The organism is Oryzibacter oryziterrae (assembly GCF_021864535.1).
GTDB classification, from domain to species: domain Bacteria; phylum Pseudomonadota; class Alphaproteobacteria; order Rhizobiales; family Pleomorphomonadaceae; genus Pleomorphomonas; species Pleomorphomonas oryziterrae.
In genome coordinates this window covers 1-17,448 of the sequence record NZ_JAKJIC010000035.1, presented here as the reverse complement: position 1 = coordinate 17,448, position 17,448 = coordinate 1, and the positions used below count along the sequence as shown (strand labels likewise).

General features: G+C 61.2%; 13 protein-coding genes and 1 tRNA gene. All 14 read right to left on the bottom strand.

Features of this window, described 5'->3' with window-relative positions; genetic code table 11:
- A partial coding sequence (locus L2I41_RS21040; protein WP_237155033.1) for a GTP-binding protein occupies positions 1 to 125 on the bottom strand: 125 nt, incomplete at its 3' end.
- 51 nt (positions 126 to 176) lie between these two features.
- On the bottom strand, positions 177 to 2,252 hold the full coding sequence (gene fusA / locus L2I41_RS21035; protein WP_237155591.1) for an elongation factor G: 2,076 nt from the start codon (positions 2,250 to 2,252) through the stop codon (positions 177 to 179).
- A gap of 21 nt (positions 2,253 to 2,273) precedes the next feature.
- Positions 2,274 to 2,744 (bottom strand): 30S ribosomal protein S7, encoded by a 471-nt coding sequence (gene rpsG / locus L2I41_RS21030; protein WP_237155590.1) that lies wholly within the window; start codon positions 2,742 to 2,744, stop codon positions 2,274 to 2,276.
- A gap of 65 nt (positions 2,745 to 2,809) precedes the next feature.
- The gene (rpsL, locus tag L2I41_RS21025; protein WP_237155589.1) at positions 2,810 to 3,181 is read right to left on the bottom strand and encodes a 30S ribosomal protein S12; all 372 of its coding nucleotides are present in this window, start codon (positions 3,179 to 3,181) and stop codon (positions 2,810 to 2,812) included.
- Between the two features lie 971 nt (positions 3,182 to 4,152).
- Positions 4,153 to 8,358, bottom strand: a complete 4,206-nt coding sequence (rpoC, locus tag L2I41_RS21020) for a DNA-directed RNA polymerase subunit beta' (RefSeq protein WP_237155588.1) — start codon at positions 8,356 to 8,358, stop codon at positions 4,153 to 4,155.
- A 184-nt stretch (positions 8,359 to 8,542) separates the two neighbouring features.
- Positions 8,543 to 12,679, bottom strand: a complete 4,137-nt coding sequence (gene rpoB / locus L2I41_RS21015; RefSeq protein ID WP_237155587.1) for a DNA-directed RNA polymerase subunit beta — start codon at positions 12,677 to 12,679, stop codon at positions 8,543 to 8,545.
- 216 nt (positions 12,680 to 12,895) lie between these two features.
- Entirely contained in the window at positions 12,896 to 13,276 is a 381-nt protein-coding gene (gene rplL / locus L2I41_RS21010; RefSeq protein WP_237155586.1) for a 50S ribosomal protein L7/L12, read from the bottom strand.
- A 56-nt stretch (positions 13,277 to 13,332) separates the two neighbouring features.
- Positions 13,333 to 13,851: a 50S ribosomal protein L10 gene (rplJ, locus tag L2I41_RS21005; RefSeq protein WP_237155585.1), complete on the bottom strand. Its 519-nt coding sequence runs from the start codon at positions 13,849 to 13,851 to the stop codon at positions 13,333 to 13,335.
- Between the two features lie 395 nt (positions 13,852 to 14,246).
- Complete coding sequence (gene rplA, locus L2I41_RS21000; RefSeq protein ID WP_237155584.1) at positions 14,247 to 14,942, bottom strand: 50S ribosomal protein L1; 696 nt, start codon at positions 14,940 to 14,942, stop codon at positions 14,247 to 14,249.
- Positions 14,943 to 14,947: 5 nt separating this feature from the next.
- Positions 14,948 to 15,379, bottom strand: coding sequence for a 50S ribosomal protein L11 (gene rplK, locus L2I41_RS20995; RefSeq protein ID WP_237155583.1), 432 nt, complete (start codon positions 15,377 to 15,379; stop codon positions 14,948 to 14,950).
- Between the two features lie 214 nt (positions 15,380 to 15,593).
- Positions 15,594 to 16,124 carry a transcription termination/antitermination protein NusG gene (nusG, locus tag L2I41_RS20990; RefSeq protein WP_237155582.1) on the bottom strand — a complete coding sequence of 177 codons (531 nt, stop codon included), beginning with the start codon at positions 16,122 to 16,124 and terminating at the stop codon, positions 15,594 to 15,596.
- A 26-nt stretch (positions 16,125 to 16,150) separates the two neighbouring features.
- A complete protein-coding gene (gene secE / locus L2I41_RS20985) occupies positions 16,151 to 16,348 on the bottom strand; it encodes a preprotein translocase subunit SecE (protein ID WP_237155581.1) in 198 nt (65 codons plus the stop codon).
- Between the two features lie 101 nt (positions 16,349 to 16,449).
- Positions 16,450 to 16,525, bottom strand: a tRNA-Trp gene (locus L2I41_RS20980).
- Between the two features lie 162 nt (positions 16,526 to 16,687).
- Positions 16,688 to 17,448, bottom strand: a 761-nt coding sequence (locus L2I41_RS20975; protein WP_237154907.1) for an elongation factor Tu, incomplete at its 5' end; no start/stop codon positions are given.

The following is a 17,448-nucleotide window of genomic DNA, read 5'->3' as shown; positions in this document are numbered from 1 at the left end:
GCGCCACCGGTCTCGGCGAGAACCTTGGTGATCGCAGCCGTCAGAGACGTCTTGCCATGGTCAACGTGACCGATCGTGCCGATGTTGCAGTGCGGCTTCGTCCGCGAAAACTTTTCCTTGGCCATCGGATTACTCCATTCAATCTTTCAAAGAGGCTTCAGACTTCGGTTTGGGGCTCAGGCGTACTTCGCCTGAACCTCCTGAGCAACCGCAGCAGGAACCTGCTCGTAGTGGTCAAACTGCATGGTGTAGTTAGCGCGACCCTGGCTCATCGAGCGGAGCTGGTTCACGTAACCAAACATGTTGGCGAGGGGCACGAAGGCCGTGATGACATTGGCGTTGCCGCGCATGTCCTGGCCCTGGATCTGGCCGCGACGAGAGTTGATATCGCCGATGACGGAACCGAGATACTCTTCCGGCGAGACCACTTCCACCTTCATCACCGGCTCCAGCAGAGCCGGGTTGGCCTTCTCGATGGCTTCCTTGAGGGCAGCGCGAGAGGCGATTTCGAAGGCGATGGCCGACGAGTCGACCTCGTGGTAGGCGCCGTCGACCAGGGTCACCTTCACGTCCACAACCGGGAAGCCGGCCAGCGGACCAGAGGACATGACCGAGTTCAGGCCCTTTTCGACGCCGGGGATGTATTCCTTGGGAACCACACCACCGATGATCTTGTTCTCGAAGGTAAAGCCGGCACCGACTTCGTTCGGCTCGACGACGAACTTCACCTTGGCGAACTGACCGGTACCACCGGTCTGCTTCTTGTGGGTGTAGTCGATGTCGGTCGCCTTGCGGATCGTCTCGCGATAGGCCACCTGCGGAGCACCGACGTTCACCTTGATGTTGTGCGGAGCACGACGCAGGATGTCGATCTTGATGTCCAGGTGGAGTTCGCCCATGCCTTTGATGATGGTCTGGCCGGATTCCTGGTCAGTCGACACGCGGAAGGACGGATCCTCCGAGGCGAGCTTCTGAAGGGCCAGCGACAGCTTCTCCTGCTCGGACTTCGTGGCGGCCTCAACGGCCATCTCGATAACCGGCTCGGGGAATTCCATCTTCTCGAGGATCACCGGCTTCATGGGATCGCACAGCGTGTCGCCGGTGCGGGTCTCCTTGAGGCCGACGAAGGCAACGATATCGCCGGCATAAGCCTCTTCGATATCTTCGCGAGAGTTGGCATGCATGAGAACCATGCGACCGATGCGCTCGCGCTTGTCCTTGATCGAGTTGAGCACGGTGGTGCCCTTGGCGATCGTGCCAGAGTAGATGCGGGCGAAGGTCAGCACGCCAAACGGATCTTCAATGATCTTGAAGGCCAGCATGGCAAGCGGTTCGGCGTCGGTCGAGTGACGAACGATCTCTTCTTCGGTCTTGACGTCGATGCCCTTGGTGGGCGGAACGTCGACCGGGGACGGCAGGTAGTCGACGACGGCGTCGAGCAGGGTCTGCACACCCTTGTTCTTGAAGGCCGAACCGGCAAGGATCGGGAACCAGGCCGAAACCAGGACCGCCTTGCGGATGAGGCGCTTGAGGGTCGCCTCGTCGGGCTCAACACCCTCCAGATAGGCTTCCATCGCAACGTCGTCCATCTCGACGGCGGCTTCGATCAGTTCGGCGCGGGCCTCGTTGGCACGCTCGACCATGTCGGCCGGGATCTCTTCGTCGTGGAACTTGGCGCCCAGCTGTTCGTCTTCCCAGACGACAGCCTTCATGCGAACCAGGTCAACGATGCCCTTGAAGTTGGACTCCGAACCGATCGGCAGCTGAATGGCGATCGGACGAGCGCCAAGACGAACCTTGATGTCGTTCAGGCACTGGTCGAAGTTCGCGCCGATCTTGTCCATCTTGTTACAGAAGACGATACGGGGAACCTTGTACTTGTCGCCCTGACGCCACACGGTCTCGGTCTGGGGCTCAACACCCTGGTTCGAGTCCAGAACGCAGACGGCACCGTCAAGCACGCGCAGCGAGCGCTCGACTTCAATGGTGAAGTCCACGTGACCTGGGGTGTCGATGATGTTCAGACGCTTGCCATTCCAGAAGGTGGTGGTAGCGGCCGAGGTGATGGTGATGCCACGCTCCTGCTCCTGCTCCATGTAGTCCATGGTAGCAGCGCCGTCGTGCACTTCGCCGATCTTGTGGGACTTGCCCGAATAGTAAAGGACACGTTCCGTCGTCGTCGTCTTGCCCGCATCGATGTGGGCCATGATGCCGAAGTTACGGTAGTCCTCGATTTTGTGCGTACGAGCCATAATCGTCTCCGCCCGAAGGGCTTACCAGCGATAATGCGAGAAGGCGCGGTTGGCTTCCGCCATGCGGTGCGTATCTTCACGCTTCTTGACGGCCGTGCCACGATTGTTGGCAGCGTCCATGAGCTCGCCCGACAGACGATCGATCATCGTCTTTTCGTTGCGGCCGCGGGCAGCGGTGATCAGCCAGCGAATGGCAAGCGCCTGACGGCGATCCGTACGAACCTCGACAGGAACCTGGTAGGTGGCACCACCAACGCGACGCGAGCGCACTTCGATCTGGGGCATCACATTGTGAAGCGCCTGATGGAAGACCTGCACCGGGCTCTGGCGGGTGCGGTTCTCGATGGAGTCGAAGGCGCCGTAAACGATCGCTTCAGCAACCGACTTCTTGCCATCGAGCATGATCGAGTTCATGAACTTCGAAACAACGAGATCCCCGAACTTCGGATCGGGATTGATCTCACGCTTCTCTGCACTGTGACGACGGGACATGAATAAGTCTCCGGAAATTCAAAACGACCTTGGGAACCGCGCCCGTGGCGCAGCTCGCCACAGGATTACTTCGGGCGCTTGGCGCCGTACTTCGAACGGCGCTGCTTGCGGTTCTTGACGCCCTGGGTGTCGAGCACACCGCGGAGGATGTGATAACGCACGCCGGGAAGGTCCTTGACGCGGCCGCCGCGGATCATGACGACCGAGTGCTCCTGGAGGTTATGACCCTCACCAGGAATGTAGCCGATCACTTCGAAACCGTTGGTCAGGCGCACCTTGGCGACCTTACGGAGAGCCGAGTTCGGCTTCTTCGGGGTCGTCGTGTAGACGCGAGTGCAAACGCCGCGCTTCTGCGGGCATGCTTCAAGATGGCGAGCCTTCTCACGGTAAACCGGCGCAACGCGCGGGTTACGGATCAGCTGATTGATCGTCGGCATCCTTCACCTTCAATCCAATGTCTCGACCATATCTTCGTTGGATCGAGACTTATTATTCTCCAGAGATCGCCAGAACGAAGTTCCAAACCGATCTCCACCGAACTTCACAACTCTCCCAAGCCCTTCGCACAAAACGAAGCGCGCCGGTAACGTGAAACTCACGTTCGGCGCGGCGGAAAGCAGAGGATCAATACCTTGCGGCACCGATCATGCGTACAACAGCTTTCACCACCAGATGGGAGAGATGCGTTTAACGGTTCTCGATCAAAGGCTTATGGGCCAGTGATCCGTCAACCGTTACAGACCAACTCTTCAAGTGGCGCGGACCGTACTCAAAGGATGGCCATCAGTCAAGAGACCTTTGAAAATTTCCCGGATTTACGCGGTCTAGGGCGTCCAGGCGGGCCGACGCGCTTAACAATCGGATAAGTTGGCGCCGGATTTTAGCAATTAATGAAAACATAACACGATGTGCCGTCTGGAATCACCCTCGTCCTGGCGCCCTCCCCCATCGCCCCGCCCTGGAATCACGGCCAGCACTTGAAGCGGACGCGAGCTTGCCCTGATCGGTGCGAATCTCCTCCCACCTGCCCTTGCAAAGGTGGCGGAGCACCAGCTTTGAGTGCCCCGCCAAGTGCGGTCGAGGTACAGGCAAACGGATACTCAAATGATCCGGTCGACAGGTAGGCTTCAAGCCGCCCCGTGGAGGCGCGGCTGAAGGCGCTGGCCCCCGGATGAGGCAGGATCGGGAAGCCGTCCCACAGCCCGTCCTGGAACCGTGGAGCCCCTACCCTACCCACCTCGCTTCTAAATGGAAGCACTGGCACCATAGTGGGCCAAGTGGAGGTCGGGCATCGCCCATACGGGTGAGACCGCGCATTTGGGCCTCGGCTTGTCCGCCAACTCCCAGAATCAATCGGCCCGCTCCGTTGCCAGAGCGGGCCGAAAATGGACCAAACTTGTGGCCAGCCTCAGATGTTGACCGTCAGCTGATCGACGTCCGCCACGACGACGTCGAATTCATCGCCGAGGGCATCCTTGCGGCGCTCCTCGAGGATGAGCTCGTCGCGACGGCCGGCAACCTGGCGGATGCGGCTCATCATGCCACCAGTACCGGCCGGGATCAGGCGACCGACGATGACGTTCTCCTTGAGGCCTTCCAGCGTATCGACCTTGCCGTTGACCGCCGCTTCGGTGAGGACGCGGGTGGTTTCCTGGAAGGACGCCGCCGAGATGAAGGAGCGGGTCTGCAGCGAGGCCTTGGTGATGCCGAGCAGGATCGGATGAGCGATCGCCGGCTTCTTGCCTTCGGCTTCCGCACGGGCGTTGATCTCGTCGAACTCGATCTTGTCGACCTGATCGCCACCCATGAGGTCGGTGTCGCCACCTTCGGTAACCTCGACCTTCTGCAGCATCTGGCGAACGATCACCTCGATGTGCTTGTCGTTGATCACCACGCCCTGCAGACGATAGACTTCCTGGATTTCGTTGACGAGGTAGGCAGCCAGTGCTTCCACGCCCTTGATGGCCAGGATGTCGTGCGGTGCGGGGTTGCCGTCGACGATGTAGTCACCCTTTTCCACGACGTCGCCTTCCTGCAGATGGAAGTTCTTCGTCTTGGGAATGAGGTACTCACGCGGCTCAAGGCTTGCGTCATGCGGCTCGATGATGACGCGACGCTTGTTCTTGTAGTCGCGGCCGAAGCGGATGGTGCCATCGATCTCGGCGATGATGGCGTGATCCTTCGGACGACGAGCTTCGAACAGCTCGGCCACGCGCGGCAGACCACCGGTGATGTCACGGGTCTTGGCGCTTTCCAGAGGAATACGCGCAAGCACGTCACCGGCGTGAACCTTGGCACCCGGCTCGACCGACAGAATGGCGTCGGGGCTGAGCAGGTAGCGGGCGTCGCCACCCTTCTGCGGCTTCAGGATCTTGCCGTTGGCATCCTTCACCACCATGGCCGGCTTGAGGTCCGAGGTACGGGCCGAACCGCGCCAGTCGATGACGACGCGCTTGGTGATACCGGTGGCCTCGTCGGTGGTTTCCGACACCGAGGCGCCTTCAACCAGATCCTCGTAGCCGACGATACCGTCGACGTCGGTCAGCACCGGACGGGTGTAGGGATCCCACTCGGCGATACGCTGGCCGCGCTTGATCTTGTCGCCATCGTCCACATGCAGACGGGCACCGTAGACCACGCGATGGGTCGAGCGCTCGTTGCCGGCTTCGTCGACGACGATGACGGCGAGGTTACGGCCCATGGCAATGAGCTTGCCATCGGAGTCGCGCACGACGTTGCGGTTGCGGATGCGGATCGAACCTTCGAAATTGCTTTCGATGAAGGAGCTGTCCACCACCTGCGCCGTACCACCGATGTGGAAGGTACGCATGGTAAGCTGCGTGCCCGGCTCACCGATCGACTGAGCGGCGATGACGCCGACCGCTTCACCCATGTTGACAGGGGTACCGCGGGCAAGGTCGCGACCATAGCACTTGGCGCAAACGCCAATCTTGGTCTGGCAGGTGAGCACCGAACGGATCTTGACCGACTGGATACCAGCCTTCTCGATGCGCTCGACATCACGTTCGTCGATGAGCTTGCCCTTGGCCACCAGCACTTCGCCGGTGGACGGCGCCAGCACGTCTTCAGCCAACGTACGACCGAGGATGCGGGCACCGAGCGTTGCCACCACCTGACCGGCGTCGACGATCGCCTGCATGCGCAGACCATCGCTCTCGGCACCGCAGTCGACTTCGGTGATGATGCTGTCCTGGGCCACGTCGACGAGACGGCGGGTCAGGTAACCGGAGTTGGCGGTCTTCAGAGCGGTGTCGGCCAGACCCTTACGGGCACCGTGGGTGGAGTTGAAGTACTCCATCACCGACAGGCCTTCCTTGAAGTTCGAGATGATCGGCGTTTCGATGATCTCGCCCGACGGCTTGGCCATGAGGCCGCGCATACCGGCCAGCTGCTTCATCTGGGCCGGCGAACCACGGGCACCGGAGTGGCTCATCATGTAGATGGAGTTCATCGGCTTGGTACGGCCGGCGTCGTCCTTCTGCACGGAGGAGATGCGCTTCATCATCTCCTCAGCGACCTTGTCGGTGCACTTGGCCCAGGCGTCGACGACCTTGTTGTACTTCTCACCCTGGGTGATCAGACCGTCTGAGTACTGCTGCTCATAGTCATTCACCAGTGCACGGGTGTCTGCCACCAGCTTGGCCTTGGTGTCCGGGATCACCATGTCGTCCTTGCCGAACGAGATGCCAGCGTTGCAGGCTTCGCGGAAGCCGAGCGCCATGATCTTGTCGCAGAAGATGACCGATTCCTTCTGACCGCAATGACGGTAAACCGCATCGATCATGCCCGAGATCTTCTTCTTGGTCATGAGTTCGTTGCAGATGTCATAGGGCACATTGTGATGCTTGGGCAGCAGCTGCCCGATCATCATGCGGCCCGGCGAGGTCTCGTAGATCTTGGAGACGGGGTTGCCGTCCTTGTCGACCGTCTTGAAGCGACCGCGCACCTTGGTGTGCAGGGTGACAGCACCGGTGTCGAGCGCATGCTGCAGTTCGCCGAAGTCGGAGAAGGCCATGTTCTCGCCCGGCTCGCCCTCGTTGAGGATCGACAGGTAGTAAAGACCGAGAACGATGTCCTGCGACGGAACGATGATCGGCGCGCCGTTAGCGGGGTGCAGGATGTTGTTGGTGGACATCATCAGCACGCGTGCTTCCAGCTGGGCCTCGAGGCTCAGCGGAACGTGCACGGCCATCTGGTCACCGTCGAAGTCGGCGTTGAAGGCCGAGCAGACGAGCGGATGCAGCTGGATCGCCTTGCCTTCGATCAGCACCGGCTCGAAGGCCTGGATGCCGAGGCGGTGAAGCGTCGGGGCGCGGTTGAGCATGACCGGATGCTCGCGGATGACCTCGTCGAGGATATCCCAGACTTCCGGACGCTCCTTCTCCACCAGCTTCTTGGCCTGCTTGACGGTGGACGAGAAGCCCTTGGCGTCGAGGCGCGAGTAGATGAAGGGCTTGAACAGTTCAAGCGCCATCTTCTTCGGCAGGCCGCACTGATGCAGCTTCATTTCCGGGCCGACCACGATGACCGAACGGCCGGAGTAGTCGACGCGCTTGCCGAGCAGGTTCTGGCGGAAGCGGCCCTGCTTGCCCTTGAGCATGTCGGAGAGCGACTTCAGCGGACGCTTGTTGGCGCCGGTGATGACACGGCCGCGACGGCCGTTGTCGAACAGGGCGTCAACCGACTCCTGCAGCATGCGCTTTTCGTTGCGGATGATGATATCCGGTGCACGCAGCTCGATGAGGCGCTTCAGGCGGTTGTTACGGTTGATGACGCGACGATAGAGGTCATTGAGGTCGGAGGTCGCGAAGCGGCCACCGTCCAGCGGCACCAGCGGACGCAGGTCCGGCGGAATGACCGGGATGACGCTCATGACCATCCACTCGGGCTTGTTGCCCGACTGAATGAAGGCCTCGATGATGTTGACGCGCTTGGCGAGCTTCTTGGGCTTGAGCTCGGAGGTCGACTCGGCGATCTCCTGGCGCAGCTTCTCGGCCAGCTTGGCCAGGTCGAGGGTCTGCAGAAGTTCGCGAATGGCTTCGGCGCCGATCATGGCGGTGAAGCTGTCGTCACCATATTCTTCCTGGGCGCGGATATAGTCTTCCTCGCTCAGCAGCTGATGCAGCTTGAGCGGGGTGAGACCGGGTTCCGTGACCACGTAGTTTTCGAAGTAGAGGATGCGCTCAAGATCCTTGAGCGGCATGTCCAACAACAGGCCGATGCGGCTCGGCAGCGACTTCAGGAACCAGATGTGGGCGACGGGAGCGGCGAGCTCGATGTGGCCCATGCGCTCGCGGCGAACGCGCGACAGCGTGACTTCGACGCCGCACTTTTCGCAGATGACGCCCTTGTACTTCATGCGCTTGTACTTGCCGCACAAGCACTCATAGTCCTTGATCGGTCCGAAGATGCGGGCGCAGAACAGGCCATCGCGCTCCGGCTTGAAGGTCCGGTAGTTGATGGTTTCCGGCTTCTTGATCTCGCCATAGGACCACGACAGGATCTTCTCGGGGCTAGCGAGCGTGATCTTGATCTGGTCGAACGTCTGCACGGGAGCCTGTGCATTGAAAAGGTTCATGACCTCTTGATTCATCGGCTCATTCTCCTCAGGTGCGCCGTCTGTCCGCCGGATGCCGCAGGTGTGGCTGTAGACGCGCAGGAAACTCAATTCGTTAAGCCACCGACGAAGCCGGGGCCGATTCCGGGACGACCGAACCGCCGGAGGGTTTCGTCACCCGCCGGCGGCTCAAGGCCGCTCCGTTCAGTGGAGCGGCGGATTACTCCGCCGCATCCGCAGGTCGATCGTCCTGAATGACCGCGTGTTCCTTGGAATTGACCAGCTCGACGTTGAGGCCGAGCGAGCGCATTTCCTTGACCAGCACGTTGAAGCTTTCCGGAATGCCCGACTCGAAAGCTTCGTCGCCACGCACGATGGCTTCGTAGACCTTGGTACGACCCGCCACGTCGTCCGACTTGACGGTGAGCATTTCCTGCAGCGTGTAAGCCGCGCCGTAAGCTTCGAGAGCCCACACTTCCATTTCACCGAAGCGCTGGCCACCAAACTGCGCCTTACCACCCAACGGCTGCTGGGTGACGAGCGAGTAGGGACCGATCGAACGGGCATGGATCTTGTCGTCGACCAGATGGTGCAGCTTCAGCATGTAGATGTAGCCCACGGTGACCTTGCGGTCGAAGGGCTCACCGGTACGGCCATCATAGAGCGTCGACTGACCGGAGGTGTTGACACCTGCCTTGGCCAGGAGAGCGTTGATGTCCGGCTCACGCGCGCCATCGAACACCGGCGTGGCGATCGAGATACCCTTCTTCACCTGATCGGCGAGCAGCAGGATCTCATCGTCATTATAGGTGTTGATCTTCTCGGTCTTCGGCGAGCCCTCGAAGGTCTCGACGATGAGTTCGCGCAGCGGCTCAATCTCGTTGGAATGCCGGTAGGCTTCCAGCATCTCGCCGATCTTGCGGCCCATACCGGCGCAAGCCCAGCCAAGATGCGTCTCGAGGATCTGACCGACGTTCATGCGCGAGGGCACGCCGAGCGGGTTCAGCACGATGTCCACGTGAGTGCCGTCCTCAAGGAACGGCATGTCCTCGACGGGAACGATGCGCGAGACCACACCCTTGTTGCCGTGACGGCCAGCCATCTTGTCGCCCGGCTGGATCTTGCGCTTCACGGCGACGAAGATCTTGACCATCTTCATCACGCCCGGCGGAAGTTCGTCGCCACGCTGCAGCTTCTCCACCTTGTCGATGAAGCGCTGCTCAAGACGCTTGCGGCTCTCGTCATACTGCTTGCGCAGGGCTTCGATCTCGCCCATGGCCTGCTCATCGGCCAGAGCGAACTGCCACCACTGCGACCGCGGGAACTCTTCGAGCTTCTCCTGGTCGAGGACGACGTCCTTCTTGAAGCCCTTCGGGCCGCCGATGCCGGTCTTGCCGATGAGCATGTCCATCAGACGACCGTAGACGTTACGGTCGAGAATGGCCTGCTCGTCGTCGCGGTCCTTGGCCAGCCGCTCGATTTCCTCGCGCTCGATGGCCATGGCGCGCTCGTCCTTCTCAACGCCGTGGCGATTGAAGACGCGCACTTCCACGATGGTACCGGTGACGCCCGGCGGCACGCGCAGCGAGGTGTCGCGAACGTCGGAAGCCTTTTCACCGAAGATGGCGCGCAGAAGCTTCTCTTCCGGCGTCATCGGGCTTTCGCCCTTGGGGGTGATCTTGCCGACGAGGATGTCGCCAGCCTGAACTTCGGCGCCGATGTAGACGATGCCGGCTTCGTCGAGGTTCTTCAGCGCCTCTTCCGACACGTTCGGAATGTCGCGGGTGATTTCCTCGGGGCCGAGCTTGGTGTCGCGGGCCATCACCTCGAACTCTTCGATATGGATCGAGGTGAAGACGTCTTCCGACACGATCTTCTCGGAGAGCAGGATCGAGTCTTCGAAGTTGTAGCCGTTCCACGGCATGAACGCGACGAGCACGTTACGGCCGAGCGCCAGATCGCCCAGATCGGTCGACGGACCGTCGGCGATGATGTCACCCTTCTCGACCATGTCGCCGACACGCACCAGCGGACGCTGGTTGATGCAGGTCGACTGGTTCGAGCGCTGGAACTTCATCAGACGGTAGATGTCGACGCCGGACTTGGACGGATCCAGATCCTGCGTGGCGCGGATAACGATACGGGTGGCGTCCACCTGGTCGACCACGCCGCCGCGACGGGCAGCGATGGCGGCGCCGGAGTCGCGAGCCACGATCGGTTCCATGCCGGTGCCGACGAACGGCGCCTGGGCACGCACCAGCGGCACGGCCTGACGCTGCATGTTCGAGCCCATGAGCGCGCGGTTGGCGTCGTCGTTCTCAAGGAACGGGATCAGCGCGGCGGCGACCGAGATGACCTGCTTGGGCGACACGTCCATCAGGTCGACGCGTTCGACCGGATACTGGGCGACGTCGCCGGCATGACGGCAGATGACCAGATCGTTCACGAAGTGACCGTCCGGGGTCAGCTCGGCGTTGGCCTGGGCGACCGTGTACTTGGCCTCTTCCATGGCGGAGAGGTAGACCACCTCTTCCGAGACGCGGCCTTCCACCACCTTGCGGTAGGGGCTTTCGATGAAGCCATACTTGTTCACGCGGGCGAAGGTCGCCAGCGAGTTGATCAGACCGATGTTCGGGCCTTCCGGCGTTTCAATCGGGCAGATACGGCCGTAGTGCGTCGGATGCACGTCGCGGACTTCGAAGCCGGCGCGCTCGCGGGTCAGACCGCCCGGGCCAAGGGCCGACAGGCGGCGCTTGTGGGTGATCTCGGAGAGCGGGTTGGTCTGGTCCATGAACTGCGAGAGCTGCGAGGAACCGAAGAACTCACGCACGGCGGCGGCGGCCGGCTTGGCGTTGATCAGGTCCTGCGGCATGACCGTGTCGATATCGACCGAGCTCATGCGCTCCTTGATGGCGCGCTCCATGCGGAGCAGACCGACGCGATACTGATTTTCCATCAGCTCGCCGACCGAACGGACACGGCGGTTGCCGAGGTTATCGATGTCGTCGATCTCGCCCTTGCCGTCGCGCAGTTCGACCAGCGTCTTGATCACGGCAAGGATGTCTTCCTTGCGCAGGATGCGGACGGTGTCTTCGCACTTGAGGTCGAGGCGCATGTTCATCTTGACGCGACCGACGGCGCTGAGGTCATAGCGCTCTGCGTCGAAGAACAGCGACTTGAACATGGCTTCGGCAGTGTCGATGGTCGGCGGCTCGCCGGGACGCATGACGCGGTAGATGTCGAACAGAGCGCCCTCGCGGGTCTCGTTCTTGTCGACAGCCAGGGTGTTGCGGATATAGGCGCCGGTGTTGACGTGGTCGATGTCGAGAAGCGGCAGCTCCTCGTAGCCCAGGTCATTCAGCATGGCGAGCAGCTTCGGCGAGATCTCGTCGCCGGCTTCGGCGTAGATTTCACCATTGACGAAGTTGACCACGTCCTCGGCGAGGTACAGGCCTTCGACTTCCTCATCGGTGACCTTGAGGGCCTTGAGGCCCTTCTCGGCGAGCTGACGGGCAGAGCGGGCGGTGAGCTTGCGACCGGCTTCGACCACGACTTCGCCAGTGTCGGCGTCGATGAGGTCGGCAACGGCCTTCATGCCCTTCATGCGGTTCGCATCATAGGGCATGCGCCAGCCGTCCTTGGCGCGGGTGTAGACGATCTTGTTGTAGAAGGTCTCGAGGATCTCTTCGCCATCGAGGCCGAGGGCGAACATCAGGCTGGTCACCGGGATCTTGCGGCGACGGTCGATGCGCGCATAGACGATGTCCTTGGCGTCGAACTCGAGGTCGAGCCAGGAACCGCGATACGGAATGATGCGAGCGGCGAACAGCAGCTTGCCCGACGAATGGCTCTTGCCCTTGTCATGGTCGAAGAACACACCGGGGGAGCGGTGCATCTGCGAGACGATGACGCGTTCGGTGCCGTTGACGATGAAGGTGCCGTTGTCGGTCATGAGCGGCATGTCGCCCATGTACACGTCCTGCTCCTTGATGTCCTTGACGGACTTGGCGCCGGTATCCTCGTCCACATCGAACACGATGAGACGCAGCGTCACCTTGAGCGGGGCAGCGAAGGTCATGCCGCGCTGGCGGCACTCGTCGACGTCATACTTCGGGGCCTCGAACTCGTAGCGGACGAACTCAAGGAATGCAGTGCCGGCAAAGTCGGAAATCGGAAACACGGACTTGAAGACGGCCTGCAGGCCCTCTTCCAGACGGCCACCCTTGGGCTCGTCAACCATGAGGAACTGGTCGTAGGACGCCTTCTGAACTTCGATCAGATTGGGCATCTCGGCAACTTCCCGGATATCACCGAAAAACTTGCGGACACGCCTGCGGCCGTTGAACGTTTGCGCCATCGCTTCCCTCATACACCTGATCGGCAGACCGGAACTCTCCGCCCGTCCGCTGCAACCGTCCGCAGCTGGGAGAGTTCGGGGCTGTCCGATCCATCAGAGCTTGGCCAAATTTCAAGCAATGCGCCTGATTCGGGCCAAAACAAGACCATACTTAAAAAACAACTGTTGGGCGGCCCGAATATTCGAGCCGCCCACAGTTTTCCCGCTTCAGTCGAATTACTTGATTTCGACCTTGGCGCCAGCTTCTTCAAGCTGCTTCTTGAACTTGGCAGCGTCGTCCTTCGACACGCCTTCCTTGACCGGCTTCGGAGCGCCTTCGACGAGGTCCTTGGCTTCCTTGAGGCCCAGGCCGGTGATGGCGCGGACTTCCTTGATGACGTTGATCTTCTTGTCGCCGGCATCGGCGAGGATCACGTCGAACTCGGTCTTCTCTTCCTCGGCAGCGGCCGGGGCAGCAGCAGCGCCACCAACAGCGGCAACGGCGACCGGAGCGGCGGCGGAGACGCCCCACTTCTCTTCGAGGAGCTTGGACAGCTCAGCGGCTTCCAGGACGGTCAGGGCCGACAGTTCATCGACCAGCTTGGCAAGATCAGCCATTTTGTATTTCCTTCGTTAACAGTTCGAACCAGATTTTGATTTCAGGTCAAACGGCCTCACGCCGCTTCGTCCTTCTTGGCATAAGCCCCGAACACACGGGCCAGCTGACCGGCCGGTGCCTGCAGGACGCCTGCGATGCGGGTCGCCGGGGTATTGATCATACCCAGCAGCTTGGCGCGCAGTTCGTCCAGCGACGGCAGGGAGGCCAGAGCCTTCACGCCGTTAGCGTCGAGGTTGGTCTTGCCCATCGCGCCGCCAAGGATGACCAGCTTGTCGTTGGTCTTGGCGAAATCGACGGCGACCTTGGATGCAGCGACCGGATCCGCCGAGTAGGCGATAACGGTCGGACCCTTGAACAGGTCGACAATGTGCTCTGCATCAGTGCCTTGAAGAGCAAGCTTGGCGAGGCGGTTCTTTGCGACCTTGACCTTACCGCCGGCTTCCTTCATGCGGGCGCGCAGCGCCTGCAGATTGGCGACGGTGAGGCCTTGGTAGTGGGACACAACGATGACGCCCGCCGCCTTGAACTCGGCGTTGAGTGCGTCGATCAGTTCCCGCTTTTCCGCTCTATCCACGGCCTGTCTCCAGATTAACGACCCGGCGCAAGCCAGATCGTCAGGTTGCTGTTGTCTTCTTCCATCCCGAGGGACTTCAGAGGACGTTTGCGGCCTGTCCGCCAGCCCTTATCGGTTGCCCGAAGCAGCTGGAGGGAAGAGTTCGAACCGGACCGAAGGCAGGGTTTTCACCCGACCAGAGGTCGTATTGGGTCTCACTCCCGTCTCATGCAGGCCCTGACCGCGATCCCGGTGAGCCGGGAAAGGGTCCGAGCGGCTTAAGTCGCGTCACAGGGACGGACACCTGCAATCTCGGACAGGTTCGAATGAACCGGCGAACCGGTCATCCGAATTTCCTGCCGGCGAACCGACAGGAAACTTGTGGCCGCCCGGATCTGCATCCGGGCGGCAAGTCATCAAGCATGCACGCTCGACACATCCACCTTCACACCAGGGCCCTGGGTGGAGGAGATGGCAACGCGCTGCATGTAGGTGCCCTTGGCACCGGTCGGCTTGGAACGCTGAACGGCGTCAACCAGAGCCTTGATGTTCTCGATCAGAGCATCCGTCGTGAAGGAGGCCTTGCCGACACCGGCGTGGATGATACCAGCCTTCTCGACGCGGAACTCCACGGCGCCGCCCTTGGCAGCCTTGACGGCGCCAGCGACGTCGACCGACACGGTGCCGACCTTCGGGTTCGGCATCAGGCCGCGGGGGCCGAGGACCTTACCGAGGCGACCGACCAGCGGCATCATGTCCGGGGTGGCAATGCAGCGATCGAAATCGATGTTGCCGCCCTGAATGGCTTCGACCAGGTCTTCGGCGCCGACGATGTCCGCACCGGCAGCCTTGGCTTCGTCAGCCTTCAGGCCGCGAGCGAAGACGGCGACGCGAACGGTCTTGCCGGTGCCGTTCGGCAGCTGGACCACGCCGCGGACCATCTGGTCAGCGTGGCGCGGGTCAACGCCGAGGTTGATGGCAACTTCGACGGTCTCGTCGAACTTGGCCTTGGCGCGCTCCTTGACCAGGGCGACGGCTTCCGTCACCGGGTAGAGCTTCTTGCGATCGATCCCTTCGCGGGACGCAGCGACGCGCTTTGCAATCTTGACCATCAGGATTACTCCGCGATCTTCAGGCCCATGGAGCGGGCAGAGCCCTCGACCATGAGCATGGCTGCGTTGATGTCGCCGGCGTTCATGTCGACCAGCTTCTTCTCGGCGATCTCGCGCACCTGATCCTTGGTGACCGAACCGGCAGCACCGCCCTTACCCGGGGTGGTGGCGCCCTTGGTCAGACCAGCGGCCTTCTTCAGGAAGTAGGAGATCGGCGGAGTGCGGAGCTTGAAGGTGAACGAGCGGTCCGCATAGATGGTGAAGAGCACCGGGATCGGCATGCCCTTTTCCATACCCTGCGTCTGAGCGTTGAACGCCTTGCAGAATTCCATGATGTTCAGACCGCGCTGACCGAGCGCGGGGCCGATCGGGGGCGACGGGGTCGCCGAACCGGCTGCCACCTGAAGCTTCAGGTAGCCGGTAATCTTCTTCGCCATGTCTGTCTCCTCATTGTGCGATCGCGTGACATGCGATCGTCCAGAGATCGTGGTCGGAGGAATGTCTCCTGGCGGCGAATGCCAGGTTTCCTCTCCCACGGGGTGAACGTCCTGCCGTTACCGGCCGGACAGGTGAAGGCCACACGGACCCTCATTTTCAACGCAAAAGAACCCGATGACCTGTTGGTCATCGGGGGCTCTGCGCAAAACCCAATCAGATCTTTTCGACCTGACCGTATTCAAGCTCGACCGGCGTGGCACGACCGAAGATCGACACGGCCACCTTGAGGCGGCTGCGCTCTTCGTCGACTTCCTCGACCAGACCGCTGAACGAGGCAAACGGGCCATCGGAAACCTTGACCTGCTCGCCAACCTCGAAGCTGACGGAGGGCTTGGGCCGCTCGACGCCAACTTCCACCTGATTGATGATGCGCTCCGCCTCACGATCCGGAATCGGGATCGGCTTGTTGTCGGAGCCCAGGAAGCCCGTGACGCGCGGCGTATTCTTGATGAGGTGATAGGCCTCGTCAGTCATGTCCATGCGCACCAGGACATAGCCCGGGAAGAATTTGCGCTCGGCAGAAACCTTGCGACCGCGACGCACCTCGGTGATGCTCTCGGTCGGCACAAGGATCTGCTCGAAAAGATGATCAAGCCCGCGCTGCTGCGCCTGCTCCTTGATCGAATCGGCCACCTTCTTTTCGAAATTCGAATAGGCGTGAACGATGTACCAGCGCTTAGCCATAACTTCTTATCCCCTCGCCGGACCTGTCACGCGCCAATGCCAAGCAGCAGCCCGACAACCCAATGGAGCAGCTGATCCGCCACAAGGAAGAAGATGGACGCCAACACAGCCATGAAGAACACGAATGTCGTAGTGATCGTGGTTTCGCGCCGGGTCGGCCAAGTCACCTTGCGGGCCTCGGTGCGAACCTGCTGCAGAAACTCGAGTGGGCTAGTCTTGGCCATTCATACACTCATGACAGTCGGGCGCGCGGAACAGTGATTCCGCGCGCCTCGAGTTGGGAACCGTTACTTAAAGCTTTCGAGCCGTCTACGCAAGAGGGAAATGGCAGGGGCAGCAGGGTTCGAACCCGCGACCTGCGGTTTTGGAGACCGCCGCTCTACCAGCTGAGCTATACCCCTATTCCCTTCCGGGACGAATTCACGAACGCTTATAGCGGAACCGGCTTAAGGATCAAGCACCAAAATCGTCCGGTGCGTCCTTCTCTCCGATTCTCTCTCCGGCGGCAAGCCCGTCGGAGAGATTTCTTCAATATTTTCCAGCTGTTGCCAGCTGAAAATCAATCACTTGATGATGGCGGCAACGACGCCGGCACCGACGGTGCGACCGCCTTCGCGGATAGCGAAGCGCAGCTTTTCTTCCATGGCGATCGGAACGATCAGGTTGACTTCCATCGACACGTTGTCGCCCGGCATCACCATTTCGGTGCCTTCGGGGAGCGTGCAGATGCCGGTCACGTCCGTCGTACGGAAGTAGAACTGCGGGCGGTAGTTGGTGAAGAACGGCGTATGACGGCCGCCTTCTTCCTTGGTGAGGATGTAAGCCTCAGCCTTGAAGACGGTGTGCGGGGTAACCGAAGCCGGCTTGCACAGGATCTGGCCGCGCTCGACGTCTTCACGCTTGGTACCGCGCAGAAGAGCACCGATGTTGTCGCCGGCCTGGCCCTGATCGAGCAGCTTGCGGAACATTTCGACGCCGGTCACGGTGGTCTTGGTCGTCGGACGGATGCCAACGATCTCTACTTCCTCGCCGACCTTGACGATGCCGCGCTCGACGCGACCGGTCACCACGGTGCCACGGCCGGAGATCGAGAACACGTCTTCGATCGGCATCAGGAACGGCTGGTCAACCGGACGCTCCGGCTGCGGGATGTAGGCGTCGACCGCCTTCATCAGCTCGAGGATGGCATCATGGCCGAGGGCCGGATTGGTGCCTTCCAGGGCGCACAGAGCCGAACCCTTGATGATCGGAATGTCATCGCCGGGGAAGTTGTAGGACGACAGAAGCTCACGAACTTCCATCTCCACCAGCTCGAGCAGTTCCG